The sequence below is a fragment of the Chitinophaga sp. MM2321 genome, from assembly GCF_964033635.1.
Taxonomy (GTDB): Bacteria; Bacteroidota; Bacteroidia; order Chitinophagales; family Chitinophagaceae; genus Chitinophaga.
The window spans coordinates 5,307,412-5,321,318 of record NZ_OZ035533.1 but is presented as its reverse complement, the minus strand read 5'-3'; the positions used below and the strand labels follow the sequence as shown (position 1 = coordinate 5,321,318).

6 protein-coding genes are annotated in these 13,907 nt (G+C 45.1%); all 6 read left to right on the top strand.

Features of this window, described 5'->3' with window-relative positions; genetic code table 11:
• Window positions 1-101: 101 nt before the first annotated feature.
• The 6 genes from ABQ275_RS20650 (at window position 102) to ABQ275_RS20625 (ending at window position 13,884) form a co-directional block, all read left to right on the top strand.
• Window positions 102-3,452: a TonB-dependent receptor gene (locus ABQ275_RS20650; protein ID WP_349315049.1), complete on the top strand. Its 3,351-nt coding sequence runs from the start codon at window positions 102-104 to the stop codon at window positions 3,450-3,452.
• Window positions 3,453-3,470: 18 nt separating this feature from the next.
• Window positions 3,471-5,204, top strand: a complete 1,734-nt coding sequence (locus tag ABQ275_RS20645; RefSeq protein WP_349315048.1) for a RagB/SusD family nutrient uptake outer membrane protein — start codon at window positions 3,471-3,473, stop codon at window positions 5,202-5,204.
• A 58-nt stretch (window positions 5,205-5,262) separates the two neighbouring features.
• The gene (locus tag ABQ275_RS20640) at window positions 5,263-8,460 is read left to right on the top strand and encodes a GH116 family glycosyl hydrolase (protein WP_349315047.1); all 3,198 of its coding nucleotides are present in this window, start codon (window positions 5,263-5,265) and stop codon (window positions 8,458-8,460) included.
• Window positions 8,461-8,500: 40 nt separating this feature from the next.
• On the top strand, window positions 8,501-11,440 hold the full coding sequence (locus ABQ275_RS20635) for a hypothetical protein (protein WP_349315046.1): 2,940 nt from the start codon (window positions 8,501-8,503) through the stop codon (window positions 11,438-11,440).
• Between the two features lie 191 nt (window positions 11,441-11,631).
• Window positions 11,632-11,970 carry a MazG-like family protein gene (locus ABQ275_RS20630; RefSeq protein ID WP_349315045.1) on the top strand — a complete coding sequence of 113 codons (339 nt, stop codon included), beginning with the start codon at window positions 11,632-11,634 and terminating at the stop codon, window positions 11,968-11,970.
• Window positions 11,971-12,000: 30 nt separating this feature from the next.
• Window positions 12,001-13,884 carry a DUF2075 domain-containing protein gene (locus ABQ275_RS20625; protein WP_349315044.1) on the top strand — a complete coding sequence of 628 codons (1,884 nt, stop codon included), beginning with the start codon at window positions 12,001-12,003 and terminating at the stop codon, window positions 13,882-13,884.
• The last annotated feature ends 23 nt before the right edge of the window (window positions 13,885-13,907 follow it).

The window sequence follows — 13,907 nt, the reverse complement described above, 5'->3', positions numbered from 1 at the left end:
TCACCCGTTTTTACATCCACCCGTCTTTTAATGTGAACATCAGTTAATAAACAATTATAAACCACGGTATGAAAAAAAGTATAAAAGCCAAAAGCTTTTGTATGGGGAACTTTTGTGTAAAGCTACTCAGGCAAATGCTGATGATACAATGCTGCTTGTTTATCAGTCAGGTTTTAATGGCGCAGGTAGAAAAGATACCTGTAGTTACTATACAGGGAGATAAAATACCTGTATCAAAAGTATTCACAGCCATAGAACAGCAAACCGGATTGACCGTTTTCTACAGCCACAACTTATTAAAAGATGATGCCCCGGTTAGCCTGGATATGCACCAGGCCAGCGTGTCAGAGGTGCTGAACCACGTCTTGAAAGGTACAGGCATTACCTACACGATCAGCAAGGAAGTAATCCTGCTGAAAAAGAGAGGCAATACTACTTCGCAGGAAAGAACCGCCAGACCACCCGGAGAAATAACCGGCAGCGTAACGGATGAAAAAGCAAATCCTTTACCTGGGGTAAGTATTGCCGTTAAAGGCACTAGGAAAGGCGCTGCAACAGATACGGACGGACGTTTCCGTGTATCTGCAAACACAGGTGATACGCTTGTATTTTCTTTCATGGGCTACGTATCCCGGGAAATACCGGTAGCAAAGGATGTGGTCTTTGACATCATATTAAAACAAGATGCCGCCAACCTGGGAGAAGTGGTGGTAGTGGCTTTCGGCACGCAAAAGAAAGCGACGATTACAGGAGCCATTTCTTCTATACAAACAAAAGAAATAAAACAAAGTCCCGCAGCCAACCTGGCCGTTACACTGGCGGGCCGTTTGCCGGGCCTTACCGCGATACAAACCTCCGGAGAGCCTGGCAGGGATGCTGTTAATCTCTTCCTGCGTGGTCAGGGCACTATTAACGGACAAAACCCACTCATCCTGGTAGATGGCGTGGAGCGGGAACTGACCTATATCGATCCCAATGAAGTGGATAATGTTACAATCTTAAAAGATGCCTCTTCCACCGCCATGTTTGGGGTAAGAGGTGCCAACGGCGTAATACTCATCACCACTCGCAGGGGCCGGTCAGAGAAGCCGGAGATCAGCTTCTCGGCTGAAACAGGGCAGCAGGGATTTACCCGCACGCCCTCACAGGTAAGCGCCTACGATTTTGCAACATTGAGGAACCAGGCCGGCGTAAATGATGGACTAGGCCCCAATTTTTTTTACTCCGATGCCGCCCTGGAACATTATAAACTGCAGGATGACCCCGTGCATTATCCGAATAATAACTGGTCCAAATTACTGTTGAATGACTACGTCACTCAAAACAGGTATAACCTTAACCTGTCTGGTGGTGGAAATTTTGTGCGGTATTTTGTGAATGCCGGTTATCTGCAACAGGGTGGACAATGGAAAGTATCGGAGAAGAAAGATTATGATCCTTCTGCATTCCTAAAACGATATAACTTTCGGTCAAATATTGATGCTACATTAAATAAAGCCAAAACATTAACGGCATTTCTGAACGTAGCCGGTTACCTGGAAAAAGTAAACTCCCCGGCTACCAGTGTATCCGGTGTGAATGCCAATTATACCGACAGAAGTGTACTGCTGGCAGCTATTTGGAACACTTCACCGTTGCAGGCCGGCCCTCTGACACCAGATGGTCAGATCCTTACCGGTGGTGGTCAGATCTATCCCGCTTATGCGGAGATCAACCGTACCGGTTATCTGCAGGAAACAAGGAGTAATATCATGGCCTCCTTTGGTATGCAGCAGGACCTGAAAGTTATTACGCCGGGATTATCTGTAAAATTCATGATGTCTTTCGACAGCCGTACGGTATATTCATTACTGGCAAACCGTGATTACCAGCGATGGGAACAGGTTACACAGGGAGATACCATCGCCTATCGGCGATTCAATGAAAAGGAAAATACCAACCTCGTTACTTCTACCGCCAGCCGTTTTGAGTCCTATACCAACTCGCAACTTTTCATCAACTACAACCGCACCTTCGGCACTAAACATACATTTACAGGATTACTGCTGGCACAGCAGGACCAACGTATACGCCCCAACGACAGGCTTCCCTATAACCTGAGAGGGGTTGCAGGACGTGCTACCTATGCTTATGATAATAAATATTTTGCGGAGATAAATGCCGGTTACAACGGCTCCGAGCAATTTGCCAAAGGACACCGGTATGGGTTCTTTCCATCCTTTTCAGCCGGCTGGCTGATATCTGATGAGCTTTTCCTGCAAGGTAACAAGGTACTCAGCCTGCTGAAATTAAGAGGCTCTTACGGATTGGTAGGTAACGACCGGCTGGGAGGCAGGAGATTCCTGTACCTGGATAATGTGCAGATAGGCGGTGGTGGTTACAGTGGTAACGTAGGGAAAGGACAAACCGTTAATGAAAATTCATTGGGCAACCCCGATCTCAGATGGGAGATATCAAAGAAAACAAACGTAGGTATGGAACTGGGATTATTTAACCAGTTTGTACTCACTGTAGATGTATACCGGGAGAGCAGAAACGATATGATGATCAACCGGCAGACAGTACCGATGGTGAACGGTTTCCCGGGTGCGCTGCCTCCCGTGAACCTTGGCCGGATGAAGAACCATGGCTATGAGATAGAACTGAATTATAACAAGACTATTAACAAGGACCTTTTTGTATTGGCGAAACTGAATTTCAACCATGCGATAAACAAAGTAGAGTTTATGGATGAAGCAAGACGCACAGATGATTATGCGTATCCATACCGGCAAACAGGTTATGCATATGGTCAGTTTTTTGGAATGATAACAGATGGTTACTGGGGCAGCCAGGAAGAGATTACAAAGTCGGAACTTACTTTTGTAGGAACACAACCCCGGCCCGGCGACCTGAAATTTAAAGATGCTAACGGCGATAAGATCGTTGACGAACGTGATCAGGCTCCCATTGGATTTACCAGCGTTCCGCAATATACTTTTGGCAGTGCATTTAATGTGAGCTATAAAAACTTTGATGTCTCTGTCCTCTTTCAGGGAGTTTCCAGGGTATCTAATTTGTTTGCAAATGTTGGTGTATATGAAAACAGTGGTACCCTGACATCCTACCGGAGCAGGATGTTCAATGCATGGACGGAAGAACGCGCAGCAGCAGGATTGCCTATTGACTTCCCTGCATTGTCTACTTCCATTTCTTACAGTGAATCAACCGTTAATTCCTTCTTTGTGGAGAATACCACTTATGTCCGGCTGAAAAATGTTGAGCTGGGTTACACTTTGCCGGTACGCTGGAGCAATAAAATAGGTTCGCAGCGAATACGCTTTTATGCCAATGGACTGAACCTCTACACCTGGACTAAAATGAGAAACGGGGACTTTGATCCTGAAGTATCCAGTCCGCTCAGCTATCCAATTATTAAGACATTCAATTTTGGTGTGAACGTAGTTTTTTAATATTTAAGGCAATTTATTATGATCAAGAAAATATTTATCATCTCATTCATTATAATTATCGCCGGAGGCTGCGGGAAAGATCCCCTGGATATAACACCTGATGGCAGAACTACGCTGAAAGATGTTTTCAGTGACAATGATCAGACCGGCGCCTATCTCAATTCCTGCTACGCTTTTTTACAGAAATACGGCATACGCTATTTCCACTTTATGTTCCTGGCGGCGCTCTCTGATGAGGCGCATGATAGTGATGATCCAACTGAAAACCTGACAGCTACGGCCTGGTACAAAGGAACATTGACCCCAAGCAATAATCCACTGGGCAATAACCGTGGAGATGACAATGGTAATTATTACGGTACTGCATGGCAGGGCATCAGAAAGTGCAATGTATTCCTCGCTAATATAGATAATGCAAAGGTTACGAATCCGGCAGATGCCGCCAGGTGGAAGGCCGAAGCTAAAGTACTGCGCGCCTATTATTACTGGGAGCTGATTAAAATGTATGGTGGAATGCCGGTTGTAGATAAACCATTTGACCTTACAGCAGATTTTGTAAACCTGAAACGCGATGCATTCAATGATTGTGTACAGTTTATTGTAAAGGACTGCAAGGAAGCGATTGCCGAACCGCAATTGCCCTGGAGAATAACCACCGGCGAAACAGACAGGAGTCGTTTTACAAAAGCAGTAGCTTATGCTATCATGTCTGAAGCAACATTATTTAATGCCAGTCCTTTATGGAACCCTGATAATAATGTTGAAAAATGGCAACAGGCGGCAACGCTCTCCAAAGAAGCACTTGACGCGCTCACCGGCAACGGGTTTATGCTGGCAAGTGATTATCGGAACTACTTCCTCACTACACCTGATCTGGGCGCCAATCCTGCTGATAAAGAAACGATCCTGCAACTGAAAAACTCGGATGTAATGGATGCCCTGACCAATTTCAATGGGATCCCGTCCATTTCGCCGTACAAAGGAGGTTCCACTCCTTCGCAGGAACTGGTAGATGCTTATGAAATGAAGAACGGGCAGCCACCCATTACCGGCTATGCGGATGCAGATCATTTGCATCCGGTAATCAATACGGCTTCGGGATATGATGAAACCGATCCCTATGTGAACAGGGATCCACGCTTTTATGCCACCGTGTTCTATAACAATGCTTATTATGGTACGATTAACGGTGTTCCTCATTACATAGAATCCCATGTAGACGGCACTGACGGTATACGGAACAATGACCGGAAACATACCCACAACGGTTATTATCTACATAAATTTATTGATGCTTCTTTGCGGAATGATCAGGGAAGCAGTGCCAAATGGAGAAGGTACCGGTTGGCAGAAATTTATCTCAATTATGCAGAAGCGTTAAATGAAGCCTATGGCACTACCCCCGAAGCCTATGATGCTGTTAATGCAATACGATCAAGGCCCAGCGTAAGTATGCCACCACTTAGCGGATTGACGAAAGAGCAATTCCGGCAACGCGTGCGGAATGAACGCCGGGTAGAACTCGCGTTTGAAGAGAACCGTTTCTGGGATGTACGCCGCTGGAAAATTCTGGATCAGACAGACAAGCTCACAACAGGTATGCAATGGACCAAAGTAGCGGCCAATTCATTTGCCGGTAAACGGATTGTTGTAGACAGGCGGCAGTCATGGGCTGAAAAGTTTCATGTCTTCCCTATCCCTTCAACCGAAATAATTACCATGCCTTTGTTTGTACAAAATCCAGGGTGGTAAGAGCAACACGTATTTCCGGTATGTGCATACCGGGATCATCTAAATACAAATAGCATTTATGTTCAGATCGATAATTGGCCTGATAGCGGCTGTCTGTTGTTATATGGTGACTTGGGCGCAGCAGCAGCAGGGCCATTTTTTCAGCGCACCTGCCCGGCAACCAGCGTATACTATTGTAGAAGGGAAAGGCATTTATGAAGGCAGCTGGAAGGGGCGTAAATATGAAGTATGGCCGGCTGCCGGCGCCATGTGGTGGCAGACATACCTGGAGGTGCATCAGGCCCGGGATTTGTCCCGCAGTGGCCCCTGGCACTTTAACTGGGTGGTGCGAAGGAATCCCGCCTGGTTTGTAAGCGGCGACCTTCCCAGGTTTTCGCTTGTGCAAACAGATCGCATCCCCGAACTGAACCCACATTTTAATATGCTGGGAGATGTAAGGATCAGCTATACCGTAGCCGGGAAAAGTTACTGGCTGGATGAGCAGGGAGAAACCACCGTACGGTTTTATCCCTGGGGCACAGTGCATAAAGTAACAATTGCGGAAAGTGGATTGACGGTTGAAGTGGAAGGGCTCCTTGTTGAAAATAACGCTATAGCCGTTACCGTTACTACTACTGCATCCAAACAGTTACCGGCAGATGCACAAATAGCCATTACAGTAGGAGGCGCAGACCTGAAATTTATTAATTTCTTTCCCGAATATTTTACGATTGCACCAGGTGAAGAAGAGAATGATATACTTCGATTGCATGGAAAGAGCGCCTATCTGAAAGACCCTGCGGTTAAATACGGTGCTGTTGCAACATGTGATGGCAACAATCATTTGCGCATCATAAAAAATACGGCGGATATAAAACAGCGCGCGGTTTTTAGTAAAGAGCTTCTTCCCGGAACATCAACCATGCGGTTATTGTTGCGTAAAGGTGAAGAAGGAGAAGGGAAAAGTGCGGATGCAAAAGTAACCGATCCACTTATTACCGCAGCGAAACAATATTACAATGACTTGTTGGATGACTACGAGATCCAAACACCGGATAGCGTATTGAACGCCGGTTTCTATGCATCTATCCTGAACATGGATTATACTTATGCTGCACCGGGCTGGCTGGAAGGCATTCATGAATGGAATTCCTATTTTTCCAATAACTACCACATATCGGCGGCTATCAGCCTTGGACAGATGGAGCGTGCAAAAGAGGCGGTCCTTTATTTTGGTGACCGGGAAGAAGGCCCCGGCTATGTATTCAATGCAGACGGAACACGTAATAAGGATACAGAAACGCGGTCGGAAGAAGGGTTACCATATTATATTCTGCAACTGTGGCAATACTGGAAAGCAACAGGCGACAACGCAACCCTGGCAAAGGTTTGGGAAGGTACCCGTCGCAATTTTGAAACGATGGCCCAGGTCAGAGACCCGGAAGGCAACGGATTATTGAACTGGCATTACGGTTGTAATGCTTTCCTGTACCAGGCAGATCACCTGCAGCTGATAGGTGAAGCGGCTTCGCCCAGTTTGATGTTTTGCGGTTTGCTCACCATGATGAAAGAGATGGCGTTACAACAGCAGGATACCGCCCGTGCAAACATCTGGACAAAACAACTGGAACATGCACGCAGTGAAATAATAAGGCGCTTGTGGATACCCGCAGAGGGCCGGTTTGCGGCGTCAGTTACACCAGACGGATTGGTACAGCAAGCCAGTTATTATACTGATTTTGTATTCGCACAACTTTATGCAGGAACACCTGCGGAATACAACTGGTTGTCTTTATTGGCATGCGACCAACGTCTTTGGATAAACGATCACCTGATGAGAGCGGGGAATTACAAACCGGATCTCTTTGGCAATAACGCTGTGAAGCCCACGCAGATGGCGGAAGCTGCTGCTGCTTATTTCAGCGCAGGACGCTTACAAAAAGGATGGGCGCTGCTACATGGTACTGCGTTGGGAGCTACTATACTGACAGATTCCCCCGGCAGCTTTCCGGAATTTAATTCAAACACAGGCTGGGGATTACCCGATTATGCATTCAGCAACCCCGCTGCCATGTACGCCAGGGCATTGATCAGCGACCTTTTTGGGTTGCAACGGCAACCAATGGATAAGCCTTTACACTGGCGGCCGGCTATCCCGGCAACATGGGATAACGCCAGCCTGCGTGTAAAAGATATTGTGATGTCCGTTGCTTCAAAAGGACAGCGCCGCATGTATGAATTGAAATGTTCGCAACCACAGGGCCTTGTTTGTAACATACCATTGGAAGGTAAGGTGGTACACAGCGTAATGGCCGGCGGCAAAGGGATCGCTTACCGTATTATCTCTGGTACCATTGGTGGAGAAGTGGAAATAATATTGCCACCTGCTACGCAGCATACCTTTACAATTCAGTTTAAAAAGGAAAGCAGCTGGCAGCCCCCCACACAAGTAGCCGGCGACCGCGTTTCCTGGACGCTGCCCGGCGATGGCTACAGTATAAAAGACCCCCAACGGGTTTTTAGTTCTTTTCGCATAGATGGTAGACAGTTCAGCGGCATACCTGCCAAACACAGTGGCAGGAAGGTGTTCTTCCTGGCCGGTAATAATGGATTAACCCCCTGTGAACTCGATTTTGGCAATAACGTACAACAGCCTGCAGAACGGATTACATTGAAAGGTATCCGGGAAAATATCTCCCTGGATAAACAATTCAACAGTGATTTTATTCTTGGTAAGAATTTCTGGCGGCTGGGACAACATACATTTGATTTCTCCGGTATGTTGAAAGATACAACCAACAATAACGGACAATTGACCGTAGGTGATTTCCGCTTCCGGGTAAAGACCAACGGGCAGAACATGCTGGTACTGGAAGTGGGCGCTTCAGATGGTTACACCAATAAACTGATACTCTCTGCACGGCCGGAAAGAACCACATTTAATGTCAGTAAAAAAATAGCAGGGCTGGAATTTCTTGTAGCAGCCGAATGCCAGGTAAGACTGACAGATATGCCAATAGGTGTGGTAGCACTACACTATAAGGATGGTTTTACAGAAAATGTTCCACTCATTTACGGTGACAATATTGACTGTATGATGCTGCCTTTTGCAAAGCATGTAACGATTCGCAAACTGGAATTTGCAAAACATGTGGCAGCATTTGCTATAAAAGCAGATCCCCGGCGCGAGCTTGAAAAATTTGATATCGCACTCAACTCGCCTGATGCCAACGTAGGCATATTTGGAATAAATCTGGTAACAGCGACAGCAAAATGATGCGCTGTCTGATTTTAAACAAACGGAAACCGTGATTAATATGAAAACAGATATGATAACCTTTTCCTTCAGATCGTTATGGACGGTAGCCCTGATGATGGCTACACTATATATACTCCCGGCGCATGCAACAGACAGGACAGACGATCCCTATGACAGTTACTCCATGCCAAGGGTATACAAACCGGCCGGCTTTACCAGCCTGTCTACTGTCTTTATTGACAATGATGTGATCACAAGGAACAATGCCTTTCATCTTAATGAGTTGCGGGAGGTGAAAAGAGGAAAGCATAAATGGGTAAACTGGCAGTTCAACAGGAAAGCAGGGAGTACAGCAGGTGCTACACTCCGGTTTAAATATGAAACCCGTGTTAAACCCGAGAAGTATACGCTGATCGTTTTTAATGGTGGCAAAACGGATATTACACTGGCGGCAGGCACTTCCAGGGAAGTACTCCGGAGTGGGGAAGAAAAGCAGATCACGATGTTGTCAACGGAATTGTGGTTACAGGCTGCTGATATCAGTGATGATAAAACATATGATCTTTATTGCAGGGAACTACAAATTTATTATCCTTATGCAGCCGGATTAAAAACGCTTTCGATCACTTCCCCTCCGCATGCAGAAGCCGGAAAAGAAATACGCTTCCATATAAAAACAGAGGGCAGCACAGGAGCAGGTCCATTAGATATTGAAGTACGGCATAGCAGGTGGGTGATCTGGCGTATAAGACTTACAGCCGAAGAAAAGACCGCGCTTGAAAATAATGGTAACGGTGAAGTGGTACGTAAGATGCCGTGGTACCTGGCTTCCGGCGATGTAACGGTAGGACTTGTAGCCAATGGTTACAGGGTTGAAGGAAAAGAAGCCGCCATAAAAATAACAGGAAGTAAAGCTACCGCACTACCTAAAATGGAACGTCGTAATTACAATGGCCGTCCTACTTTTTTTAAGAACGGGACTCCGTACAACTGGAGCGGCTACGCGACCTATAACTTTGTACCCGGCTCTGTGAACGAGTTTGGCCGTTCCGGCGCAAATCTGTTCTATATACCGGTTGCTGCCGGCAGGCATATACACCAGGTAGCTTCGCCCACCTGGTATGGTGGAAACGATTATGATTTTGGAGAATTGGAACAACGCGTTTGCATGGCCCTGAGTGCCAATCCTGATGCAAATATCGTATTGCGTGTTTCGCTTTGTCTTCCTCCTTTCTGGTTTGATGAGCATCCCGATGCCAGGGCAACAGTGCGCACGAAGAATGGGGATATTGTTTGGGAAGAAACAGGTACTATCGGACCATCACTAGCCAGTACCGCATGGCGTCAGCAGCAGGCAGAGGTACTGCGGGAGCTGATCCGCTACGTTAAACGGCAACCCTGGGCGGAACGTGTTGTGAGCTTTTTTCCATCGGGTGAAGTAACAGAAGAATGGTTTGCCTGGGCATGTAACGATAACCAGTTTGCAGATTACAGTAATGTGAACGAAAATGCATTCGCACAGTGGTGCCGGAAAAATGGCTATGGGTTTACACGAATACCAGATCCTGCCATCCGTGCACAGGGAGGTCGCGATGTTTTCCCCGATACCGAAGAAGGCAGATGGGCTGCCGCATACGACAGCTACTACTCCCTATTGACCGCTGAAACGATCAATTATTTTTCGCACGTTATTAAAGAAGAAACGCAGCAGAGAAGCCTGGTGGGCATTTTGTATGGCTACGTCATCCAGTGTGCGGGTGAAGCAAGACAAAGTACCTCCGGTAATTTCGCCTTGCGCGAGATCCTTGATAACCCTGATATTGATTACATTACCGGTATCCCGCTGCATACCTTCAGAAAACTGACCGGTAACGGTTATGACACCTATACTTCCGCTACTGCAAGCATTCAGGCGGCGGGTAAATTATACAACAACGAAGATGATCTTTTCAGCTGGTTGCACAATGATTCCTGGTATACGGAATACGATCATAACGACCCCCGTGGAGCGGCAATATCCATGCACAGAAGGGTGCTGGCCAATGATGCAGTACATGGTGCTTCAAGACAGTGGTTCTCGCTTTATCCTACCTGGCATTATGACAAAGCATTGCAGGAAGAATTTGCCAGGCAGATACGGCTTCACGCGGGCAACACCGGATTCGATAGAACACCGACAGAACAGGTGGCCTTTATGGTAGATGATAATAGTTTCGGCTCATTTACGGCAACAAGTAAATACCCGCTGTATAGTCACCATTTCATGATGAGCGCCCTGGCCAGAACCGGGGCTCCTTTAGGCGTGTGGCTGCTTTCCGATGCCAATAAATTACCTGATCGGATTAAGGTGGTGGTGGTTGCTTTCTCTCCCGCTGCAAAAAAGGAAGACATCGCAAAACTTAAAACACTGATCAGCAAAGGTAACAGAACCATCATCCTGATAGGCGCCACAGGTCTTATAGATCCCGTTACCGGGAAGTGGAATACATCGGCCACCGCGCAGTTAACCGGTTTACCTGTGAAGATAGAAGATGTAGCAGGATCAGCAGAGGCATTCCTGCCCAATGGCGAAATGCTTTGTAGTTTCCCCGTTGCCGCAGGGGCGCCAGCGGAGGTGATCCGTCCACGGGGCTATGTTAACGGAGAAGGCTGGCTAAAATATAAAGATGGTAAAACTGCCGGAGCAGAGCGGGCATTAGCCAATGGAGGCAAACTGATCTGGTGTGGTGTTCCTCCTTACCTTGATGTGCCATTCCTGCGGAAATGGTTACAGGAGGCGGGTGTTCATTGCTATGGGCCGGTAAACAGCTTTGTACATGCCAGCAAAGAACTTGTTGCCATCACCTCCACCGCTGAGCAGGATAGTACAATAACGATCACCTGGCCGGGTAAGGTGAAAGTGCAGGATCTTTTTGACAACTGGGAAGGTAGTGGTACCAATATAGCCTGCCCTTTTAAAGCCGGTCAGACAAGGCTTTTTAAGGTAGCAGCACTGTAGTAGGATAGATGTTTTAATAACAGAATAGCCGTTTCCGGATAAAGGAGACGGCTATTCTATTATTCAGATTTTTTATCACAATAGATGATTAACCTGTAATTTCTATATTTGTCTATCATTGACATTTTGATAAAAAACCTTATATTATACACTTATGATTATTAAGATAATCAAGCCAAATTACATGCAGTATGTCTGATTGCGATATTATAGTACAAGAACTGGTCAAATTCAGGGATGACCGCCATTGGGAACAATTCCATGATTCAAAAAATCTTGCTGCAGCCATTTCAATTGAAGCAGCTGAGCTGAATGAACTCTTTCTATGGAAAAATATGCCTGACGCCGAACAAGTCAATAAAGAAAGGTTGAAAGAAGAATTAGCTGATGTTTTTTCTTTTTGTTTTCTGTTGGCCAATAAGCATAATCTGAATGTAAAAGAGATTGTACTTGACAAGATTAAAAAAAATGCAGAAAAATACCCGATAGATAAATCAAAGGGAACCTCAAAGAAATACAACGAACTGTAACCTATTTCTCACCTTACCTCCTATCCTAAGATGATCGTATATCAGGAAGACAAGCAGGGATTTGGCAATGATCTATTGACAAATGATATCGAAAATATCATTGCCCGGCAAATAAAACTTAAAACAGGAAAGTCTGTAGCACCAAACGAATTAAAATCTTATAAAAATTCATTGGTCTATATGGGAATGGTTCTCAATGATCACGATATACCAAACGATTGTGGCATTTCTATAGAATATCATCTCCCACAAACCTCCAAAAGGGCAGATTTTATCATTACTGGCTCTGATGGAGATAAAGAAAATGTAGTTATTGTTGAGCTTAAACAATGGTCAGAAGCCCACTTAACAGAAAAGGATGGGATTGTTGAAACCCAATTCAAAGGTAACCGAGTACCTACCAGCCATCCTTCCTATCAGGCATGGTCATATGCAGCTTTGCTCCAGTCCTTTAACGCCACTATTGAGGAGGAATCAATTGTTGTTCAGCCTTGTGCCTATCTGCATAATTATGAGCAGGATGACGTAATAACCAACGAGTTCTATAGCTACTATATTGAGAAAGCACCCGTATTCCTGAAAAAGGATGCCATTAAACTACGGGAATTCATAAAGAAATTTATGAAGTATGGTGATAAAACGAATATCATAGCCAAAATAGACAATGGAAAAATAAGACCTAGCAAAAGCCTGGCTGACAGCCTTAAATCACTGATTAAAGGGAATAAGGAATTCATCATGATCGATGACCAAAAGGTAACCTATGAAACTGCCCTTCATCTGGCACAGCACTCCAATGAGAAAAATAAGAATGTGCTGATTGTTGAAGGAGGACCAGGTACAGGTAAATCTGTAGTGGCCATCAATTTATTGGTTGAATTAAATCATAGAGGCTTGATGACGCAGTATGTTACGAAAACCCTGGCTCCACGTAGTGTGTATTTTGATAAACTAAGGGATGTTAAAAGGATGACGGAACTTAGAAACTTATTTGTTGGGTCAGGTACATTTATGCAAGCACCTCAAAACGCAATATCTACACTGATTGTAGATGAAGCCCACCGCCTCACAGAAAAAACCGGTTTTCTCCGGCAGGGTGATAACCAGGTAAAGGAAATTATCAATACTGCAACTTGCTCTATATTTTTTATCGATGAAGATCAGAGGGTACATTTTGACGATTATGCAGATATTCAAATAATAGAAGAATTTGCTATTGCTGCCGATGCAAAAGTTCACCGGCTTACTTTATCCTCACAGTTCCGTTGCAACGGCTCCGACGGTTACCTTGCATGGTTGGATGATGTTTTGCAAATCCGGAATACTGCCAATGAATCTTTTGATTCTATTAGATTCGCATATGATTTTAAAATAGTGGATAGTCCGGCAGCATTATATAATATAATCGCCGAAAAGAATAAAATCAATAACAAAGCCCGGCTTGTAGCGGGATATTGCTGGGATTGGAATAGTAAACGAAAATCAAGTGAATACGATATTATTATTCCTGAGCATAACTTCAGGATGAAATGGAATTTCATGGCGTATGAATCTGCCTGGATTATTGATCCAAGATCAATTGATCAGGTTGGCTGCATCCATACCTGTCAGGGCCTGGATGTTGATTATATTGGAGTCATTATAGGGAAAGACCTGATAGCCCGTGAGGGGCAGGTATTGGTAGACCCTTCGAAAAGGTCCAAAGACGATAAATCTATCTCTGGATACAAGAAAATGCTGAAAGAGCATCCGGAGAAAGCAAAAAAATTAGTCAGAACTATTATTAAGAATACTTACAGAACACTGATGACAAGAGGCATGAAAGGTTGTTATATTTATTGCGAAGATAAGGAACTGGAAAATTATCTAAAAGATAGATTGAATATAAGTATCACTGGAGGAAATGAAATATGAAATCGATGAGTACACATACCTTA